This is a genomic window from Methylomonas sp. MS20 (genome assembly GCF_050275925.1).
Classification (GTDB): Bacteria; Pseudomonadota; Gammaproteobacteria; order Methylococcales; family Methylomonadaceae; genus Methylomonas; species Methylomonas koyamae_A.
Genome location: NZ_CP189962.1, coordinates 1494536 through 1515366 on the forward strand (window position 1 = coordinate 1494536; position 20831 = coordinate 1515366).

Annotated in this window: 15 protein-coding genes and 1 tRNA gene; 10 read left to right on the forward strand and 6 right to left on the reverse strand. The window is 58.0% G+C overall.

The window, feature by feature from the left end:
• The first annotated feature begins 11 nt into the window (after positions 1 to 11).
• Positions 12 to 88, forward strand: a tRNA-Met gene (locus tag ACQE3D_RS06575).
• 474 nt (positions 89 to 562) lie between these two features.
• Here ACQE3D_RS06575 and ACQE3D_RS06580 read toward each other — a convergent pair.
• The 5 genes from ACQE3D_RS06580 to ACQE3D_RS06600 all read right to left on the reverse strand — a co-directional run bounded on the left by ACQE3D_RS06580 (position 563) and on the right by ACQE3D_RS06600 (position 7855).
• Positions 563 to 1147 carry a hypothetical protein gene (locus ACQE3D_RS06580; RefSeq protein ID WP_313728631.1) on the reverse strand — a complete coding sequence of 195 codons (585 nt, stop codon included), beginning with the start codon at positions 1145 to 1147 and terminating at the stop codon, positions 563 to 565.
• Between the two features lie 847 nt (positions 1148 to 1994).
• Positions 1995 to 2660, reverse strand: coding sequence for a hypothetical protein (locus ACQE3D_RS06585; RefSeq protein WP_313728630.1), 666 nt, complete (start codon positions 2658 to 2660; stop codon positions 1995 to 1997).
• A 129-nt stretch (positions 2661 to 2789) separates the two neighbouring features.
• Positions 2790 to 3023 (reverse strand): hypothetical protein, encoded by a 234-nt coding sequence (locus tag ACQE3D_RS06590; RefSeq protein WP_313728628.1) that lies wholly within the window; start codon positions 3021 to 3023, stop codon positions 2790 to 2792.
• Positions 3008 to 5239, reverse strand: a complete 2232-nt coding sequence (locus tag ACQE3D_RS06595; RefSeq protein ID WP_313728627.1) for a cytochrome-c peroxidase — start codon at positions 5237 to 5239, stop codon at positions 3008 to 3010. Before ACQE3D_RS06595 ends, ACQE3D_RS06590 begins: the two co-directional genes overlap by 16 nt.
• Before the next feature lie 756 nt (positions 5240 to 5995).
• Positions 5996 to 7855 carry a hypothetical protein gene (locus ACQE3D_RS06600; protein ID WP_313728625.1) on the reverse strand — a complete coding sequence of 620 codons (1860 nt, stop codon included), beginning with the start codon at positions 7853 to 7855 and terminating at the stop codon, positions 5996 to 5998.
• A 516-nt stretch (positions 7856 to 8371) separates the two neighbouring features.
• Here ACQE3D_RS06600 and hyfB point away from each other — a divergent pair.
• The 8 genes from hyfB (at position 8372) to pntB (ending at position 18926) form a co-directional block, all read left to right on the forward strand.
• Positions 8372 to 10504 carry a hydrogenase 4 subunit B gene (gene hyfB, locus ACQE3D_RS06605; protein WP_168033694.1) on the forward strand — a complete coding sequence of 711 codons (2133 nt, stop codon included), beginning with the start codon at positions 8372 to 8374 and terminating at the stop codon, positions 10502 to 10504.
• Positions 10501 to 11445, forward strand: coding sequence for a respiratory chain complex I subunit 1 family protein (locus ACQE3D_RS06610; protein ID WP_064029005.1), 945 nt, complete (start codon positions 10501 to 10503; stop codon positions 11443 to 11445). Before hyfB ends, ACQE3D_RS06610 begins: the two co-directional genes overlap by 4 nt.
• A complete protein-coding gene (locus ACQE3D_RS06615) occupies positions 11445 to 12122 on the forward strand; it encodes a formate hydrogenlyase (protein ID WP_313728623.1) in 678 nt (225 codons plus the stop codon). Before ACQE3D_RS06610 ends, ACQE3D_RS06615 begins: the two co-directional genes overlap by 1 nt.
• Positions 12119 to 13582 (forward strand): hydrogenase 4 subunit F, encoded by a 1464-nt coding sequence (locus ACQE3D_RS06620; RefSeq protein WP_071155045.1) that lies wholly within the window; start codon positions 12119 to 12121, stop codon positions 13580 to 13582. The genes ACQE3D_RS06615 and ACQE3D_RS06620 overlap by 4 nt, the downstream gene beginning before the upstream one ends.
• Positions 13579 to 15159 carry an NADH-quinone oxidoreductase subunit C gene (locus tag ACQE3D_RS06625; protein ID WP_313728621.1) on the forward strand — a complete coding sequence of 527 codons (1581 nt, stop codon included), beginning with the start codon at positions 13579 to 13581 and terminating at the stop codon, positions 15157 to 15159. The genes ACQE3D_RS06620 and ACQE3D_RS06625 overlap by 4 nt, the downstream gene beginning before the upstream one ends.
• 9 nt (positions 15160 to 15168) lie before the next feature.
• The gene (locus ACQE3D_RS06630; protein ID WP_168033688.1) at positions 15169 to 15678 is read left to right on the forward strand and encodes an NADH-quinone oxidoreductase subunit B family protein; all 510 of its coding nucleotides are present in this window, start codon (positions 15169 to 15171) and stop codon (positions 15676 to 15678) included.
• 290 nt (positions 15679 to 15968) lie between these two features.
• Positions 15969 to 17522 carry a Re/Si-specific NAD(P)(+) transhydrogenase subunit alpha gene (locus tag ACQE3D_RS06635; protein ID WP_168033686.1) on the forward strand — a complete coding sequence of 518 codons (1554 nt, stop codon included), beginning with the start codon at positions 15969 to 15971 and terminating at the stop codon, positions 17520 to 17522.
• A 12-nt stretch (positions 17523 to 17534) separates the two neighbouring features.
• Positions 17535 to 18926, forward strand: a complete 1392-nt coding sequence (pntB, locus tag ACQE3D_RS06640) for a Re/Si-specific NAD(P)(+) transhydrogenase subunit beta (RefSeq protein WP_313728620.1) — start codon at positions 17535 to 17537, stop codon at positions 18924 to 18926.
• A gap of 202 nt (positions 18927 to 19128) precedes the next feature.
• On the opposite strand, the gene ACQE3D_RS06645 is transcribed toward pntB, so the two are convergent.
• Positions 19129 to 20253 (reverse strand): hypothetical protein, encoded by a 1125-nt coding sequence (locus ACQE3D_RS06645; RefSeq protein WP_064025888.1) that lies wholly within the window; start codon positions 20251 to 20253, stop codon positions 19129 to 19131.
• 224 nt (positions 20254 to 20477) lie between these two features.
• On the opposite strand from ACQE3D_RS06645, the gene ACQE3D_RS06650 reads away from it, so the two are divergent.
• Positions 20478 to 20816: an ArsR/SmtB family transcription factor gene (locus tag ACQE3D_RS06650; protein ID WP_071155051.1), complete on the forward strand. Its 339-nt coding sequence runs from the start codon at positions 20478 to 20480 to the stop codon at positions 20814 to 20816.
• Positions 20817 to 20831 lie beyond the last annotated feature (15 nt).

Genomic DNA, 20831 nt, shown 5'->3' on the forward strand with positions numbered 1-20831 from the left:
TTGATGTCAGTGGCGACATAGCTCAACCGGTTAGAGCGCGGGATTCATAACCCCGAGGTTCCAGGTTCGATTCCCGGTGTCGCCACCATTTCTCGATTCAGAGAAACTCAAGGAAGATCAGAAACCCGCAAGCTGTAAGGCTTGGCGGGTTTTTTATTGCGTTATCGGAAAATTACCGGCCAGTCCCAGAACTGCACCAATGGCGCGGACGGTGTATGCGCTGTTGCTAATGGGCAGATATATAAGCTCCTGTAATCTCTACCCTTGGCGCTTAAACGGTGACGATGCCGCGCACCAAGATCATTCACTGTAAGTTTGAGCGTTAACCTGAAGGAAGCGATCAAAACCGACGTCAGTTCGAAAGGGCCTTACGCCATGTCGCGGACACCAATTACGCAGATGGCAATGAATAACGCGTGGTTAATGTCGGAGGGATTAGTGTCGATCAAAGACCAGTGGGTACGTTGTCATTACCGTGTTTCATCTACTTGCACAGCGGACCCGCATAGGTCGTGTGGGGAGGATCCGAGAGAAACTCGCCCTGACTCGTTTGGGCATGGAATTACCAGCTTTCATACCAATACCACCATCGTCCATAAATATGTTTATAAGAATCTTCGCCCAGCTTCAGTGGTGGATTATTTGGTGAATTAGCAAAACCAGCTTTATCCATAACCGAATGTGAAGATGTAATCATTCTTACCGTTCCATCAGCCAGTAAATCTGTGACCGTCACCGTGTATAAGCCGACTTGACGCGGCGGGTGTTGAAACTCAAAAGCAAGATCAACTTTTCCGGCACGAACATGCTCCGCATAGTTTGTAAGAGCCTGTTCGCTTGCCATAAATCGAATATAAGAAAAAACGCCAAAATTCGATAAAACCAAAGACACTATTAGCGTGGCTGGTTCTAATGCCCAATAAATCCAAGTATATTTCGTGCCGATATTTTTATTTTTAGCCTGGTATTGGCGGGACCGATAAATCATTAATCGCACGAACCAAACCATCCACCATATACCGGCAATTGGTAAAGCAATAAGAAAAAAAATATTAAAGCCCGCATTGCTAAATGCAACAGCGCAAAGTGCAAACCAAAGTATGCAGGCTATGGCAGTTTTCTTTGAGGTACTCAAGTCTTTATCCATTTTAGCGCATGCCTAACGAATGAAATGGACTTTCCTAACCCTGCCAGAGAGAAATATGTTAGATCGAAGGTAAGTAACTCGTTCAATCAACAAACAACTCGCCAGATGAAAGTCGGCCACACTGCGGATAAAACTTCGGATCTCGCGAAATTGATTGAACTGACCCCAGTGGGTATTGGGGTCCCAGATCAGCGGTTGACCGATGTTGTTGTAGAGGATACCGTCTATGGGGATGTTAGTTTGGATTCCAATTTTTTGATTTTGGTAGGCTTGATATGTATCTATTAACTCCGGCGTATAGGCTGAATCGATATGCTGGTTGATTTGATATTCCAAGCGGAGTTGCAGGCGTTGGGCTTCGAATAGAGCGGGAGAGTCGCCTTTAGAATAAATTTTTATTGTGTTGTTAACGCTAATATAGTTCTGACGTAATTGGTTGTATTGATTTGTCCATTGTTGAACCTAAAAAGGGCAGTTGGCGTGTATTGCGGGCCGTTCGTGCTGAGCAACGTCGAAGCATGGACGGCTCGCAATACACTCACCAAACGGGTGAATGAAAAATCCCGCGCGCCCTTCGACAAGCTCAGGACGAACGGGATTTTTCATCGCCAAACTGCTCTTTTTAGGTTGAACGGTTTGACCTGTCATATCCAGTTCCTTGTATAAATATTTAATCAGTTAGTCAGTTTGGTTTCACACCATTGCTTTGGGTCGTAATGTTCCGAAATATCGATGCCTTTTCCTCGCGCCTGTTGGGTTAACCAAATCAAATTGGATTTTTCTGTCAGAGTTCCACCCGTATCTGCTTGTTCTGCCGAGCTAAGCCAACACGTTGCTTTACCAATATTTAATGGATAACCTTGAATCCCCTGTGAAAAAAACTCACCAGATATAATTGTGCTGTTTCTACCCCCATCTTTGCAGCCAATAGCTTTAATTCTCTGCCTTTGAGATCATTCTGGGGAATCGTTTGCCAATAAGGTGTTGGTATAGGCTCTTGTGGGCCAATATGTATGGTCAACAACCCACTCAATATATTGGTGCAATAAGGCTGCCCGGCATTCGCCGCCTGCACGACATAACGTTCGTAATTCCGCATGTCCAAATCCCAGCGGGCGATCACCAACGCCGCCAAACATTGCGCCGATGGGTCGCCGGCGTCGGCCAGCCTGCGCAAATGGTGGTAAGCCGAGCGCTCCCACGGCATCAGCCAATGCCGACCGGAATTAACGGTGGGGCCGATATTCAACAGTTGATACGCCAGATCGGCTACTTCGAAGCCTTGTTTGGCCATGTCCAGGATCAATTGCCGGCGCCTTTCGACCGTATAAAGCGGCGGCCTTGAACCGTTGACCGCCAGCTCGTTGAACAACTGCAAATCCATGCGTTGCCGATCGGCTTCCGCTAGCGGCGGATACTCGCGCGGTGAATGGTAAGGCGGCGTGTAGATGTACCAACCCAGTACCGACAGGGCCATAACGCTAAGAACGAGCAGTATTTTTTCGAGGGGCATGTTGGCGCGAATAAGCGAACCGAATGAAGATGTGCAAAAGAGCGTATTTTATAAAAATGACAAATCAATGACATCGGCTGAAGTCAGCTGATTCAAGCATTGGTCTATTCGCTAGTCGTTGATTTATAATTATTTTACGTCAGTGCTCGTCCCGGGGCGAATAGGATTAAATCCTTCCTGCTTACCCACGGCCGTGGCGTGAACCGAATGGTCGTGGGTATCGACGAAATGGGCGCTTTGATTGCCGATTAAATCGGGATGGTTCAAATCAGCGGCTTGCCGGCCGACGGCGAATTGGCCGCTGGGCTCCAGTACCAAGACCTTGACGCCTTGTCCGCGATTGCCGTTTATTCCAATACGCAACTGCCCGTCGGCGTCAGGATCGCGTCGTTGGGGTCCAGGTCCAGGAAGGTGGGCAGCGGGTGGTGGGAGCCGCTCGCGCCGACCGCGCCGATTCTCGCCAGCGGTTGGTAGGGGCGGCCGTCGATCGGCAGACGCAGTTCCGGATGGTCGAACGGCGCTTTTTGGTAGCGCACGCGTTGGTCGGTCAACGACACCAGAAAGGCGACCAGTTCTTCCTCTTGCCGGTCGGTCAAGCCCAACGGTTTGATGTTGGGGGCGAGGTCGGACGCATTGAAGTGGCAGAAGTTGCCGCCGCGATTGTAAAACTGCACCACCTGCCGTAACGTCGCGACGCCGCCGTTGTGAAAGTAGGGGCCGGTCAATTGGCTGTTGCGCAGGCCGGGGGTTTTGAAAGCGCCATCGACCGCCGCCCGTTTAAAGTCCCGGTTAAGGATTTCGTCGGGATCGCAGATCTGATTATGGTTGGCATCCGTGCAGACCGCGCTGTTGCCGTCTTCGCTCAGCGCTGGAATCGCATCGTTGCCCAGAATTGGGAACGGAATCGGGTCGGGTTTTCGCGGCTCGTCGGCCGGCAAGGCTTGATTGGCTTCGAAATTCCGGCGCTGCATCAGCGCCTGCCGAGCAAACGCCAGCGGCAGATTGGCATTGTCCGAGCCGCCTCGGCCCAAGTCGTCGGTGGTTGGCGTCACCGCGATATTGTAGAAGCCGCTATCGTAAAGGGCGCTGCCGTCGGCCATAGTCATCGGCCGAATCAGGTTTTTACCCTGGTTGGCGGCGCGGATGGAGGCTTTGGTCAGTTCCGGACCGGCGTGGCATTGCACGCACTGGCCCTGGTTGACGAACAGATTCAAGCCGGCCAGTTCCTTGTCGCCGAAGCCTGCATTAAATCGGCCGGTTTCCATCCAGACGTCGAAATAACTGCGGTCGGAGACCAACGTCGATTCGTACAGCGACACCGCCAGCCCGAAAAACAGGCTGAAGTTGTATTCCATTTGGTTGAAGACGATGCCGGGCGCTTCGATGGCTTCGTCGGATTCCCAATATTGGTCGTTAAACGCGGCCTTGATCAAATCGGCGTAAGTCGTATCCAGGCCGCGATAGGGCGCCTTGGCGAGGCCGCCCAGCACCGAATCCTCGGGATGCACGACTTGTTGTCCCAGCGGCGTCAAGGGTTTGCCGGACGCGGCGGACGCCGCCAACAGCTTTTTGCCGATTTCCGGAAAGCTGCGGCCGTTGGGCAGGCTGGGGTCGGACGTGGATTTTTGATGCGGGTCGCCGAACGACATTTCCGCGAAGCTGACGGTCGGGTCCATCGCCTGCGACGCCAAGCTGGCCTGGGCCAGCGAGATTTGTTCCAGGGCCAATCCGTCCGGCGTGTTGACGACGATGGCGGCGTTGGGATTTTGGTCGCCGAAACCGTCCTGGCCGTTGAAATGCGGATTGGCGCGGCCGTCCCAGAAGTTGCTGAAATTAAACACCGCGTTGATCACCGACGGCGCGTTGCGCGGGACCGAGCGGCGCACGTTCTTCTTGCCGAACAGGTTCCAGACCGGGTCCTGGACCGGCGTGCCGCTATCGACGGCGAGGCCGGGGTTTACGTGGTCGAAAAAGGTGTACAACATGCCCATCGAGCCGGCGATGTCGTTGCTGTTACCGGTGCTGGGATCGATGGCGCTATTGGCGCCTTGGACCACGCTGTCGATGGTCTTGACGAACGGGAAGTCCTGGCGGGTTAACCTGGCGTTCGGGCCCTTGATTTCGAAATCGGCGGCATTGATTTTGTTTGCGTTGGCAAAACCGTCGATCGGATTGGTTTTGGCATTGGCTACCGCGAGAAAGCCGGGGTTGAGTTGATTTTTAGCGCGACTGTCGGCACCGGCGTGAAAATGGCAACTGGCGCAGGCCTGCACGCCGTCGCTGCCGATTTGGCTGTCCCAGAACAGCGCCTTGCCCAGTTGCAGGGCCGCTTCGCGGTTCTTGACGAAGCGGTCCAGTCCTTCCGGCAGCGGCGCGCCGCCGTCTTGTCGCACGGCCAGACGCAAGGATTCCAAGCCGAACGAGCGAGCGTCGGCCGGCGCTTGCACGATGGTGGTATTGGCGGAGACGCCGGCATCGGCCAGCAGGCCGGTTATCAAGGCGGTGTTCAGAAAAATCCTGGCGGCTCGGGAATGGGCGGCCGGTTCGATGGTGCGTGCGCTAAACAGGTGGCGGTACATGACAGTCCTCTTGATGTTTATTCGATCATGTCCCGGAATGCTTGGATCGCAACCCCTGCGAGACCGGGTTGCCGTGACGAAGGATGGCTTGCAATCTCGCCGTTGATTCCGCGGTTTGGGTTTGGAGAAACCGGTCCGGGCGTTATTAGTGTTTCAAAATAAGGTTGGCTCGGCCGGCTGGTGGCCGGCCGAGCCAAGAAGCGAGGGACGTCCTTTTCCCTCTAGGGTTTTGGCTTAGGCCAGTACGATGCCGCCGCTGCAACGGCCGCCGACTGAACTGCCCAATTTGACAGCCAAACCAGCACGAATGTTGGATTTTACTTTCATGACACTCTCCTCTTTATACCCGTGCCCATCGCACGTCGATTCGCCGGCCCCATGCCGACTGATCCGGTTCGAGTTTGACCGCCCGCGATCCGCTACACCGGCGCGGTCCGACCATCCTCTAAATTCAAAATCGCTGGCGCCACGCCGGAATAGGGTTGACGCCCCGTTAAACCATCCGGCCGATCCGCCCGCGCGTCCGGCCCCAACTCGATAGGCCTGCCCGAAAGGCTATGTTCGCGTCAATCGTCGCCGCCGTCCCGGTATCGATCGCTCAGGCCCGGTAGCCGCGGATGGCGATGGCTAAGCGTCCTGCCAGCCGAGTCCTGGCTAAGCGATGCCAGAGGCGACGGTCGTGCATCCCTGCCGTGATTAACGCGAACATAATCGTTACAGGCGCTCGGCCATCCCTAGCCGAGGCCGCGTGCCGGGCTAGCCGTGCTCGCGAATGTCGATGTTGCTCTTGGTCACCCGTATCTCAACGTGGAACAATTGCTCGAAGACTTCGCCGATGTGCGGAATACGCTGGACTTCGCCGAGCAGCAGGTTGTAGATATTCAAATCCGCCGCCGAGAATTCGCGCTCGGGTTGCGGGCGGCCGAGCAGCCGATTGATCGCTTGCTGGGTTTGTTCGGCGGCGGCCAAAATGCCTTGCTCGCGGCGGAAATATTTCATCAAGCAGCGAATCAAGCGCTCGAACGCCGCCGCTTCGTAGGCCGGTCGGCCGAATTGCGTACTCAAGATGCCGCGCAATTGCGCCTCGGCGATCCGGTGATAGGCGCTAACCGCCGGCGGCGCGATGCGTTCGGCCAAGCTGTCGGCATTCGCCGTCAGTCCCAAACCTTCGCAGGTTTTTTGATACATGTCGGCGTAGACCTTTTCCCGATCGGCCCGCCATGCTTCGCTAGCGATCAGCGATTTGGATTGCAACTGTTTGATCTGAGTTTGCACTAGCGCCTTGAACGCGTTAAATCGCTCGGAATCGACGTTCGGCCAGGTATCCAAAATCGTCCACATCTCTTCGTAATGGCGGCTCATCAGCGGCCATACCGAGAAAGCGATGGCGTGGGCCTGCAAGCCGTACAGACCGTAATCCAGCGCGGCCGGCAATGCGTCCAGCGCGGCCGCGACCTCCGGGGCTTGCGGAACGTCGTCCATGCCGGCCAGCGTCGTGCCGTCGACCAGCACGCCCAAAAATTCTTCGATCATCTTGCGCGGTCCTGCGCAAACGCCGTGCGCGGACTGAAACACGTAGTTGCGTTCGGCGTAGTCGTAAATGCCTTGGGCTGTCATCGGCGCGTCCGGGGCGAGCGTGGTTTCGACGACCGGCAGGAACAGCATTTGATGGGTGGTCATCCGCACACCGTCGGTGACGCGGTACATCGACGACAACACCGGATGCAACTCGCCGTTCGCGACGCGGGGCGCGGTTTTCATCAGTTGGTAGGCCGGAACCGCCAGCACCAGCGCCGACAAGCGCTCCAAATGGCCGACGGTCCAGCCGGCGCGGGCTTCCGGAAAACGCCGCAGATAGGCTTCGCGGATTTGCAGCAAGGCGGCCATCGCCGGCAACCAATGCTGGCCCATGCTTTTCAGCGCGGTCAAATTCATCGGCCGCTCGTTTTGGTAGCGGCTGCCGGGGTAGGGGCAGGTCGTCCATTCGGTCGGCACTTCGACGCGCAACGGTTTCGGGAAGACGTTGGATTCGCCGACTTGGCGGCCTTCGTTATCCATGGCGATATGAGCCACCCGAAATACCGGGATCATCAATTCCAGATAGCCCAATTCCACCGGTCGGCCGGTCAGTTCGGCCATGATGGCCTCGCATTCGAACCAAGTGCGCGGCGATTGACCGGGAGCCGTTGGTAGTAGGTGGTTGGCGCCGGTTTGCGCCATTTTAGGGGCGGGTGCCGGGTTGGTGGTTTGCAGGATGCCTTGTAGAATCAACTCTTCGAGCAGATCCTTAACCACCGGCCAATCGTAGCCCTGGCCCCAACCGGTGGCGCTTATGGCTGGAAAGCTGGCTTGCTTGGCCAGGTTTTCGCCGAATGCGAACAACTCGGGTTCGTCGAAGCTGATTTCCTTGTCTTCGTAATACAGGCGTAGTTCGGTGGCGCCGGTCTCGTTGGTGACGTATTGGGCGATCGTGCGTTTGTGCATCGGCAGAAACAGCCAATCGTCCTGGCTCAGTTCCGCCAGTTCCGGCGTTTCGGTCAAGTCGGCGTGAAACGGGCAGCCGCCGCTGTGTTGGGTGTCGTCGGTCCGAGACCTTTCCAAAATCGGCTGGCTCATCGCGCATGTCTCCGGAATGGGTTGAGTTCGAATGGCACGCTTGGCAACGACGCGCCGGCTCTAAGGACTGGAATCCCGTGCCGCCGGTCATTTCTACTGATATCCGCAACCGTGTCGGCGTGATGAAACAATAAATCCAGCGCCGGTTGGTGTCTGTGAATAACGGCATCGGCGCGTTGCGAGATAACTCACTTGACACCGGAAAGTGGGCGTACAGTGTTCGTCAGACCGTGTGGCGTAAGTCGTTCCGCTGCTTTGCGTAGCTCGAGGGGGAGGCGACTGCTTGGGTGTGGTGAAACTGGTTCGGATCAACCAATTGCGCCGGTTGAAATCAACCAAAAGTTTCGCTGGAGCGTCGATTAAGCGCACGACGATGATGCGGTCGCTTGTTTTGTAAGGGTGTTGGCGCGATTGGCTCGGGTATTGCCTGAGCGCATCTGTCGTAACACAAGATCGGCGAGGTGTGGCAATGAGCGATTCGGTAGCGAATCCGGCTGAAAACGGAGAGATAGCCTCATGGTGTTGATATTGGCCTATGCCGCGGTGCTGTTGAGTTTTGCGTCCGGGCTGCTGGCGCTGCTGGTCAACCGCCGCGCCGGTTTGCTTCGGCTAGGCCACGCCGCGTTCCGGCGTTGGCCGGCCGGCAGGCGATGTTGGACTAGCGCCGATGCCTGGCTGGAAGAAAGCCGATACGCGGCGTTACTGAAAACCACGGTATTCAGGTTGCTGGGTGCGGCGGGCGTCGCCGCGATTCTGGCCGGTTTGTGGGTGCTGTTGGGTCAAACCTCGGTGGTCACCGACCGAATTGGCTTGGGCTTGCCGTGGTTGCCTTGGCATGTACGTTTCGACGGTCTGTCCGGTTTCTTCTACTTGATAATCGGCATCGCCGTTGGCGCGGTCAGCCTGTACGGGCCGGGTTATGTGGCGGCCTATCAAGAAGAAAAACATCCGTTCGCGGTGTTGGGCTTGTTCACCGGTCTGTTCGTTGCCGGTATGTTGTTGGTTCTACTGGCGGACGACGCCTTCTTTTTCATGATCGCCTGGGAGCTGATGTCGGTCGCCAGTTATTTCCTGGTGGCGTTTCAGCACGAACACCCGGCCAACCGCCGCGCCGCTTTTCTGTATTTGCTGATGGCCGAGGTCGGCGCGCTCGCCATCATTCTGGGATTTGGGGTGTTGGCGGCCTTTACCGACGGCTTTACCTTCGACGCCTTGCGTCAAGCGCAACTGTCCTCGAATTGGGCGACCTTGGCTTTCGTGCTGGCCTTGTTGGGTTTCGGCATGAAGGCCGGCATCGTGCCGATTCATGTTTGGTTGCCGGAAGCGCATCCGGTCGCGCCGTCGCATATTTCCGCGCTGATGAGCGGCGTCATGCTGAAGGTGGCCGTCTACGGACTGATCCGGTTTTGCTTCGATTTGCTGGGCGACGTGCATTGGCAATGGGGCGTCGTGCTGTTGGTGCTGGGCACGTTCTCGGCCTTGGGCGGCATTCTGTACGCGATGATGCAGCCTAACCTGAAACGCCTGCTGGCGTACAGTTCGGTGGAAAACATCGGCATTATCTTCATGGTGCTGGGCTTGGCGGTGATCTTCATGGCCAACGGCTTTCCGCAGCTGGCGGCCTTGGGCTTATTGGCGGCCTTATTTCACGCCTTCAATCACGCCTTGTTCAAAAACCTGCTGTTTTTAGGGGCCGGCATACTGCAGCATCAGGTTCACGATTTGAATATCGATACGATGGGTGGGCTGATCCAACGCTTGCCCAAGACCAGTTTCCTGTTCCTGATTGGCTGCATGAGTATCTCGTCGTTGCCGCTGTTCAACGGCTTTGTGTCGGAGTGGCTGGCGTTCCAGACCGCACTGCAGGTGGACGCGCTGGAAAACGGCGTGCTGCGCAGTCTGATACCGGTGTCGGCGGCGGCCCTGGCGTTGACCGCGGCCTTGGCGGCGGCTTGCTTCGTCAAAGTGTTCGGCATGATTTTCCTGGGGTTGCCGCGTTCGCGCAACGCCGAAAAAGCCCAGGAAGTGGACGATCGCGGCATGCTGTTGGCCTTGAAATTGTTGGCTGGCTTGTGTTTTTTCATCGGGATTTTTCCGGCTTTCATCATTGACTTACTCAATCAGGTGGCCAGGCAATTGTTGGGTCAAGCCTTGCCCAACGACACCGCGCTGAGCTGGTTGCGGCTGGCGCCGGTGTCGCATCAACAGGCATCCTACGCGCCGCTGTTGGTGTTGATCAGCGTTTTGTTGGCGTCCGGCGCGGCGTTCTGGTATCTGCGCCGCAACCCGGAAACTAAAACCATGCGCCGCGCGCCGGCTTGGGATTGCGGCTTCGGCGGTTTGAACGCGCGCATGCAATACAGTTGCAGCGCGTTTACGATGCCGTTCCGGCGCATTTTCGCCAAGGTCTGGTTGATCGACGAGCAAATCGATAAAGACCTGCACGGTGCCGGGGACATCGAGGTCGCGGCGATTCATTACCGCCTGCAAGTGCAGGATCACAGCTGGCCCAGGCTCTATCTACCCATTGCCCATGGCATCAATCAACTGGCCAGGCTGGTTGGCCGCATCCAGACCGGTAATATCCGGGTTTATCTCGGTTACTCGTTTGCTACGTTAATTTTGATGTTGTGGGTGGTCAGCCTATGAACTGGTTCGTTGCCGTGATTCAAACCACGCTGTTCGTGGCCTTGGCGCCGCTACTGAGCGGTTGGTTGAAATGGTGCAAATGCCATTTGCAAAATCGCCGGGCGCCGTCCTTGCTGCAACCCTATCGCGATTTGCTTAAGTTAACCCGTAAACAGCCGGTTGTGGCCGAACATGCTTCGTGGCTATTCATCTACACGCCGTATATCGTGTTTTCGGCGATGGTGCTGGCCGCATCGGTGGTGCCGTTGATAGCGGTGGACTTGCCGACCTCGGCCAGCGCCGACGTGATTGTGTTGGTCGGATTTTTTGCGTTTGCCCGGTTTTTTCTGGCGCTGGCCGCGTTGGACATAGGGACCGCGTTCGGCGGCATGGGCGCGTCGCGGGAAATGACGATTTCGTCGCTGGCCGAACCGGCAATGCTGATGGCGGTGTTTACGCTGACGATGACCGCATCGACCACCAATCTGTCGCTGGCGATCGAACATGTACTCTACGAAGGCTTGGTGTTAAGGCCGTCCTTCGTGTTCGCGATGTTCGCGCTGATGCTGGTGGCGATTGCCGAGACCGGCCGGATTCCGGTCGACAACCCGACCACTCACCTGGAGCTGACGATGATCCACGAAGCGATGATCCTGGAATACAGCGGCCGCCATTTGGCGTTGATCGAGTGGGCCAGTCAGTTGAAGTTGGCGTTGTACGGGGTGTTGCTCGCCAATATCTTCGCGCCTTGGGGTATCGCGCGGGAATTGACGTTGCCGGCGCTTGGCTACGGCTTGCTGGCGATTGCGGGCAAGTTGGCGGTGTTGGCGGTGTGCTTGGCGATTTCGGAAACCCTGGTGGCGAAGATGCGCTTGTTTCGGGTGCAGGAATATCTCAGCTTCGCCTACCTGCTGGGTTTGTTGGGCATGTTGAGTCACATCATCTTGGAGGCGGCGCGCTGATGAATCTCGAACAACAGGATTTTTACACCCAGGCGATTTTGTCGATGGCCGCGCTGGTCGGTTTGACTTCGTTTCTGATGCTGGGGCAGGGCCGTTTGTTGCGGCTGATCTTCGTGTTCGCGCTGCAAGGTTTGCTGTTGACGCTGACCACGGCCTTGGCGGCCTACAGCCTGGATAGCCATCATCTCTACATTTCCGCGCTGTTGACCTTGGTACTGAAGGTGTTGTTCATTCCGTGGATGCTGCGGCGGCAGGTGCTGTTGCTGAATTTGCACCGCGACGTGGAGGCTTTGAAGAATAACACCTTCGTGATGCTGGGCGGCGCGGCGCTGATGGTGTTCAGCTATTACGTGCTGCATCCCATCGTGCAGACCTCGTCGGCGGTGATGTTGAATGCGTTGGCGGTCAGCCTGTCGGTGGTGCTGCTGGGGATGTTGTTGATGATTTCGCATCGCCAGGCGATTGCCCACGTGGTCGGCTTCATGTCCATCGAAAACGGATTGTTTTTCGCCGCCATCGTGGCCACGCGCGGCATGCCGATGGTCGTCGAATTGGGGATAGCCTTCGACGTGCTGGTCGCGGCGGTGTTGTTCGGGATCTTTTTCTTTCATATCAGCACCAGCATCGACTCGCTGGATGTCGATCGCATGAACCGTTTGCACGAGGTGGACCGATGATCGCCGCTTATCTGGTCATGCTGATTCCGCTGATCGGCATCCTGTTTTTCGCGTTTGTCGGCCACCAGCGCGAAACCGGCCAACTCAACGTGCGCTTCAACGCCGTTACGTTGCTGGCGACGATTTGGCTGGCGGTCAATGTGTTGAACAACGGCACCATCCTGTCGGCCGGCAAGGCCTTCATCGTCGATTCGTTCAACGTGTATCTGATCGTGTTGACCGCCTTTGTCGGCTTGACCACCTCGATTTTTTCCGCGCCTTACATGGAGCACGAAAAGCACCGGGGTAAATTGACCGAGAAGCGGCTGAAGCTTTACTACTCGATGTATCAAGGCTTTATGCTGGCAATGTATCTGGTATTGACGACCAACAACATGGGGGTGATGTGGGTGGCGATGGAGGGGGCGACGCTGGCGACCGTATTATTGGTCAGCCTTTACCGCACACCGGAATCGATAGAAGCCGCCTGGAAATATTTCATTCTGTGCGGGGTCGGTATCGCTCAGGCCTTGTTCGGCACGATCTTGCTGTATTACGCGGCGGTGCAGATCGGCGACGGCGATAACGCCTTGCTGTGGTCGGTGCTGTTCGACAACGCCGCGCGTTTGAATCCGGAAATTTTGGAGTTGGCCTTCGTGTTCATGTTGATCGGTTACGGCACCAAGATTGGTTTGGTGCCCTTGCACAACTGGTTGCCGGACGCCCATTCCGAAGGCCCGACGCCGATGTCGGCGGTGTTGTCCGGATTGTTGCTCAACGACGCCTTGTACGCGGTGGTGCGCAATAAGATGCTGGTGGACGGCGCCACCCACACCAACATGGCCGGTTTGTTGATGATGGGATTCGGCTTGCTGTCGTTTTTGGTGGCCGCCTTGTTTTTGCACCGGCAAAAAGACATCAAGCGCTTGTTCAGTTACTCGTCGATAGAGCACATGGGCGTGATGACCTTTGCCTTCGGCATGGGCGGCGCATCGGCGACCTTCGCGGCGCTGCTGCACATGACGGTGCATTCGTTGACCAAATCGGCGATCTTCGTGACAGTGGGCCATGCCGCGCAACTGGCGGGCACCCAGCAGATGGAGAAAATCCGCGGGTTGATCAAAACTCAACCCGAGATCGGTTGGGGGCTGTTGATCGGTACCGTGGCGATTGCCGGCTTTCCGCCGTTCGGCGTGTTTACCAGCGAATTTTTGGTATTGGTGGCGACGATGCATAGTTATCCGTGGCTGGCGCCGGTATTGTTGCTGGGAATAGGCGTCGCCTTCGCCGGGCTGTTTCGGCACATTCAACCCATCGTCTACGGCGAGCGCCCCGAGGGCCAGCAGCCGATTAAAGCCAATCTGTGGCCGGTGATGATTCATCTGGCGCTGGTATTGTGGTTGGGTCTGGCAATTCCCGATTTTCTGGCGAATTGGTTTTCGCAAGCCACGCAGTTGATTTCCGGGAGCGTGCCGCTATGAGCAATCCGAATTGGACCGAAGCCTTGCGCTCATCCCTCTCGGCGGCCGGCGTCGCCGTCGAATCGGATGCCGCCGGCGACGCCATTTTCCGTTGGCGGGTGGCTTCCGAACATTGGCGCATGTTGGCCGAGCTGGCGCTAGCCGATAGCGTGCGCTGGTCGGCCGGCTGGGCCGAACAACGCGCGGCCAGTTTTGTCGTGCATGTATTGCTGGAAAAACACGGCGTTTATCTTTGGGCGCAAACCGAGCTGGGTCCGGCAAAGCCGGAAGTGCCCAGTCAGGCCGGCGTGTATCCGGCCGCCAATCGCAGTGAGCGCAACACCCAGGATATGTTCGGCATCCAGTTCGTCGGCCATCCGGATAACCGGCCGTGGACGCGCCACAAGGCGTGGGACAAACACCAACATCCGTTGCGCAAGGATTTTCCAGTCGAGGGCCGCCCGGAAAGCGTGACGCCGCCGGACATGGATTATGCCTTCGTGAAATCGCACGGCGCCGGCACCTACGAAATCCCGGTCGGTCCGGTCCATGCCGGCATCATCGAACCCGGCCATTTTCGGTTTCAGGCGGTCGGCGAATTGATACTGAATTTGGAAGAACGCCTGGGTTACGTGCATAAAGGCATCGAAAAAATCGCCGAGGGCCGCGATCCGCTTAGCTTGGCCAGGTTGGCCGGCCGGGTGTCCGGCGATACGACCGTCGGACACGCCTGGGCCGCCTGCATGGCGATGGAGCGGGCGGCCGGTGTTGACATTCCGCCGCGCGCGGCGCTGATACGCGGCATTCTGGCCGAACGCGAGCGGGTCGCCAATCATCTTGGCGACATCGGCGCGATCTGCAACGACGTGGCGTTTACGTTCGCGCAAATCCAATTTACCCGATTGCGCGAAGACTGGTTGCGCACCCAGGCCGCGATGTTCGGGCATCGGCTGATGATGGATTGCGTCGTTCCTGGCGGCGTGACATCGGACTTGTCGGCTGAGCAATGCCAAGCCATGCGCGTCGGTATCGTCAAGCTCAGAGACGAATTGGCCGACCTAATGACCACGCTGGATTTGAATTCGTCGCTGGAAGACCGGCTATATACCGCCGGGTTTTTGTCCGAGGACATCGCCGCCGCCTACGGCGTGGTCGGCTACGTCGGTCGGGCCAGCGGTCAGGATTTCGATGTCCGCCGCGACGCAGCCTATCCGCCCTACGACGCGGTCGGGTTCAAGGTGGCGTTGGAAAATCAGGGCGATATCGCCTCGCGCTTTTGGGTGCGTTACAAGGAAATCATCGCCTCGATGAAGCTGATCGAACAGTTTATCGACCGGCTGGCGCCGGGCGCGCTGGTCGGCGAGTGGCTCATCCCGGCCGCCGGCAGCCGGGGCCTGGGCATCGTCGACGGCTGGCGCGGCGAGATCGTCAGCTTCGTGGCTTTCGAAGCCGGCAACCGCATCGCCCGGTTCTATCCGCGCGATCCCAGTCAGTTGAACTGGCCGGCACTGGAAAGATTGGTGTTGAACAACATCGTGCCGGATTTTCCGGTGTGCAACAAATCCGTGAACGGCTCCTATTCCGGCAACGACTTATAGGTAGCGGCCATGCTGAAACAGTTTAAGAAAATCCTGACCACCGGCATCGTCACCGAGCGGGTGAGCGTGCCCAAGGACGCGGAGTTGGAGGCCCTGGGCATTGAAATCAAGCGGCACGTCGACCGCAAGTTTTCCGGCAGCATCGCGATTCGTCAGGTGGATGCCGGTTCCTGCAACGGCTGCGAGTTGGAAATTCACGCGCTGAACAACCCGTATTACGACATCGAGCGCTTCGGGATTCACTTCGTCGCTTCGCCGCGCCACGCCGATGTGTTGTTGGTGACCGGGCCGGTATCGCGGCACATGCAGACCGCGTTGATCCGGACCTACCAGGCCACGCCGGATCCTAAGTGGGTAGTGGCGGTCGGCGATTGCGCGACTTGCGGCGGCGAGTTCGGCGTGTCCTACGCCAGTTGCGGCGCGGTGGCGAATGTAATTCCGGTCGATGCGACGATTCCCGGCTGTCCGCCGACGCCGTTGGCGTTGATGCAAGGCTTGTTGGCGTTGATGACGCGCTAGTCCCGGCCTTGCAATGCCGGCCCGACCAGGGCTGTTCGCGCGGCACGGCGAAGTCCGCTCTTCGTGGCCTAACCGTCGCCCGACTTCTCGTAGCCGATCAAAATCGGCGCCGTTCAATGCCAAACTCGGGAAAATCGCCGCCTGAATAATTGACCCGGCCCGCGCCGGATGGGTTAAGCTTAACCGGTTGCCGTCCGAGTCGTCGCGGCCGTTTGGCCGCTGCTACGTCGCCGGGCAACGTTGAAGTTTGGTTAGCCATATTCCTCCCTATAACAACGACAGGAGACAACATGAGAATCGGCGTACCCAAAGAAATTCACGACGGCGAAAAACGCGTCGCTACCACGCCGGAAGCGGCGGAAAAAATTATTAAGCTGGGCTTCGAAGTCGGCGTGGAATCCGGCGCCGGCGCGGCGGCGAACATCAGCGACGAAGCCTACCAGGAAGTCGGCGTCAAGATTCTGCCGGACGCCAAGGCAGTCTGGCAGGAGTCCGATATCGTTATGAAAGTCCGGGCGCCGGAACGTCACCCGGAACTGGCGATAGACGAAGCGGAATTGCTGAAAGACGGCCAGACCCTGATCAGCTTTATTTGGCCGGCCCAAAACGACGCGCTGATGCAGCAATTGGCGGCTAAAAACGCCACAGTGTTGGCGATGGATAGCGTGCCGCGCATGTCGCGAGCCCAGAAAATGGACGCGCTCAGCTCGATGGCCAATATCGCCGGCTATCGGGCGGTGATCGAAGCCGCCCAGCATTTCGGTCGTTTTTTCACCGGTCAGATCACCGCCGCTGGCAAGATACCGCCGGCCAAGGTCTTGGTCATCGGTGCCGGCGTGGCCGGTTTGGCGGCGATCGGCGCGGCCAAGGGCATGGGCGCCATCGTCCGCGCCTTCGACACTCGCCCAGAGGTCAAGGAACAAATCGAAAGCATGGACGCCGAATTTCTGATGCTGGATTTTCATGAAGACGGTTCCGGCAGCGGCGGTTACGCCAAAACCATGTCCAAGGAGTTTATCGAAGCCGAGATGGCGCTGTTCGCCCGTCAGGCGATGGAAGTGGACATCATCATCACCACCGCGCTGATTCCCGGCAAACCCGCGCCGGAACTGATTACCGCCGGCATGGTGAAATCGATGAAGCCCGGCAGCGTCATCGTCGATTTGGCCGCCGAGCAAGGCGGCAACTGCGCGCTGACCGAAAAAGACCGGGTGGTGGTCAAGCACGACGTCACCATCATCGGCTACACCAATCTGCCCAGTAGGCTGGCCAACCAGTCCAGCCAACTGTATGCCACTAACTTGCGCCACTTGCTGACCGACTTGTGTCCGACCAAGGACGGCACGCTCAACGTCAATTTCGACGACGAAGTGATCCGTGGCGCCACCGTGATCAAGGAAGGCAAGATCACCTGGCCGCCGCCGCCGCCGAAACTCTCCGCCAGCCCGAAACCGCTGACCGAAGCGCCGGCGGTCGAGCCCAAAGTGGAGAAACCCCAATCGGCGCTGGCGCAACTGCTGCCGATTCTGCTGGCGGGCGCCGCCTTGTTCGGCATGGGCGCGGTCGCGCCGGCGTCGTTCCTGTCGCATTTCACCGTGTTCGTGCTGGCTTGCTTTGTCGGTTATCAAGTGATCTGGAACGTCACCGCTTCGCTGCATACGCCGTTGATGAGCGTGACCAACGCGATCAGCGGCATCATCGTCATCGGTGCCTTGCTGCAAGTGTCGACGCCGAATAATTTAGTGATTACGGTATTGTCCGGCGTGGCCATCTTGATCGCGTCCATCAACATCGCCGGCGGCTTTCTGGTCACCCGGCGCATGCTCGAAATGTTCAGAAAATAAGGAGTAGGCAACATGGCACAAGGTTTAGTTACGATGTCTTACATCTCGGCATCGATTCTGTTCATTTTAAGCTTGAGCGGTCTCAGCCGGCAGGACACTTCCCGGCGCGGCAACTATTTCGGCATGCTGGGCATGGCGATCGCGATTGTCGCGACGGTGTTCGGCGGTCACGTTACAGCGTTCGGCATTCTGGCCGGCGCGCTGTTGATCGGCGGCTCGATCGGCGCCTTCGCGGCGGCGCGGGTGGAAATGACGCAAATGCCGGAACTGGTCGCGCTGATGCACAGCCTGGTCGGTATGGCGGCGGTGTTGGTCGGTTACGCCAGTTTCCTCGATCATAATTCCACGTTGGTCGGCGTCGAAAAAACCATACACGAGCTGGAAATCTACATCGGCGTGTTCATCGGCGCGGTGACCTTCTCCGGTTCGGTAATCGCGTTCGGCAAACTGTGCGGCAAGGTCACCGGCAAACCGGTATTGCTGCCGGCCCGGCATTGGTTGAATCTGGCGCTGTTCGTCGCCACCTTCATTCTGGGCCGTCAGTTCTTGGTTAACGCCGAAGCCGGCGACGCGTTGACGCCGCTGCTGATCATGACCGGCATCGCGCTGGTGTTCGGCGTGCACATGGTGATGGCGATCGGCGGTGCCGACATGCCGGTGGTGGTGTCGATGCTGAACAGCTACTCGGGCTGGGCGGCGGCGGCGACCGGTTTCATGCTCAGCAACGACTTGCTGATCGTCACCGGCGCGCTGGTGGGTTCCAGCGGCGCGATTCTGAGTTACATCATGTGCCGGGCGATGAACCGCCATTTCCTCAGCGTCATCGCGGGCGGTTTCGGTACCGCCGGCGGCGGAGAGGCGGCGGAAATCGAAGGCGAAGTTCAGCCGATCGAAGCCGAGGAAACCGCGCAACTGCTGCGCGAATCCAAGAACATCGTCATCATTCCCGGTTACGGCATGGCAGTCGCTCAAGCCCAGCATACCGTCAACGAAATCACCAAGTTGCTGGTCGGACAGGGCAAGAAGGTACGCTTCGCGATCCACCCGGTCGCCGGCCGGATGCCCGGCCACATGAACGTGTTGCTGGCCGAAGCCAAGGTGCCTTACGACATCGTGCTGGAAATGGACGAAATCAACGACGACTTTCCGGACGTCGATGTGTCTATCGTCATCGGCGCCAACGACATCGTCAATCCATCGGCATTGAACGACCCGAACAGTCCCATCGCCGGCATGCCGGTGCTGGAATGCTGGAAGGGCGGCACCACCATCGTCATGAAGCGCAGCATGGCCTCCGGCTATGCCGGCGTCGGCAATCCGCTGTTCGTGCTGGAAAACACCCGCATGTTGTTCGGCGATGCCAACGACCGGTTACAAGCTTTGTTGAAAGCCTTGCAGGCTTAATCTGAACGGCCGCTGTCCGGACCGCGCTGATTGGCGGGCGGGCGCGACATTCGGTAGTAGCCCCCGACCGGCACCGTTACCGGTGCCGGTCGGGGCTATCGTCATTCCTTCTCTTCAATACGAGCCGGAACCCCTGTCAAATCCGGTCTACGGCTCACTCCCGCCTTAGTCGGCAGGCGCTGCCCCAGTCGAATGGGTTGATTTAGGGCGCGGCGGCGAGTTGTTGGTGCGGCGCGCAGGCCGGACAACTGACTTCCGCCAATTGGCCGCTATGGCGATGGCGCAAGGGCCGGGCAAGACCGTCCTCTTGGTTCATGGAGCGGTACAGCCGGTTTTCCTCGGCGATGACTTCCCGCTCGTGTTCGAAAGGGTAAAGATTTTGCGCCATGCCGCCGCCGGCGATGAAATGGCCGCTATCCAACAGCATCAGTTTGGCGTGCAGCAGTTCGTGCAGCAGCGCGTCGGCCGGCGATACGCCGCAGGCCGGGTTGGCGTCGCAGCCCGGTTCGGCCAGTAGTTGCGCGCCTAGTCGGGTATCGAAATAAATCGTCACGCTATCGACCCGGTATTGGTTGCCCCAGGCTTGCGCCTGCCAGGTGTTCTTGCGGTATTTCAGCAGCACTTTTTGTTGGTCCAGATCCCTGATTAGTGCCGCGACCGCCGGATAATGGGCGTAGTATGCCGCGATGCTCTCGAAATCGGCGGCGACGCTGGCCGGTTCGCCAAGCTCGGGTCGATAGGCGTTTTTCAGAAAATCCAGTATCGCGGCTGCCGCGTCGGCCGGCGCCGGTTGCGGATTCGCGACCTGTTGATAGGCGTTGGCGATGTCGGCGGCGCTCGGCGGTTGGGTTCTTCGCAACTTGATCAAGGTATGGTTGGCTTCGTCTCGACTGGCGATCGCCTGCATCGCGCCGGCCGGTGGCGCCACCAACTGCGCGGCGGGACTTGGCGGAGGCGTGAGCAAGTCGTCGGCGCTGACCGCCCGCGACCAACCCAGCAAGCCGATACAAAACGTCAATACCAAGCCGACGTCGCGGCGGCGGTTGCCGTGCGCCGGAGGACAGTCCGACGAACGCCGGTCTTGTCTCAGGAGTACGCCGTGCGCCTCGGCGATTGCCAGCAGTTCGCGATAAGCGTCCGCCGCCGAGACGCTCAAGTCGGCTTGACAAACCAGCGCGGCCTTGCCGTCGATGACGCAGGGATGCAGGAAATTGCGCGTCGGCCAGCGCTGGTACCAGTCGTTGAGTGCTTGGGCTAGGCGCTCGGGGTCGCGCGGCGGCTGGACGGCGGTTTGGTAGGCTTGTTGCAGCGTGCGGGTTTCGCTCATCGTGACCGTGGCATTGCTCGAATATTCAAGGGACAGCGCATTATAAAAATTTCCATAGACTCGCCACAAAATAAATGACCGTGAACGACGGCGCGGATTTGCCGTCGTTTGGCGGAGTCGTGCTTAAGGATTGCAAGTATCCGATTCGAGCCACTGCTCAGTGCCGACTTGCCAAACCCGAAAAAATATTTAGACTATACAATAATTATTGAATAGTTAAACCGATGGATAAGGAATCAGCCGCTAAATTGTTCGAATCTCTGGCTTCCGGTGTGCGTTTGGACGTGTTCCGGTTGCTGGTCAAACACGCGCCGCAGGGCTTAGTTGCCGGCGAAATCGCCGCGGAACTGGGTTTGCCGCCGACCAATCTATCGTTTCATTTAAAAGCCCTGACCCATGCCGGGCTGGTTGACGCCACCCAGGAAGGCCGCTTTCAACGCTATCGGGCTGATTTGAACCTGATCCGCGAGTTGATCGGCTATCTGACCGAGGAGTGTTGCGCCGGCAGCCCGACGGCCTGCTTCGGACCGGAGCAAATGGCGTGCGGCGACGGCGAGTCTTGAATCAAACCCATAACA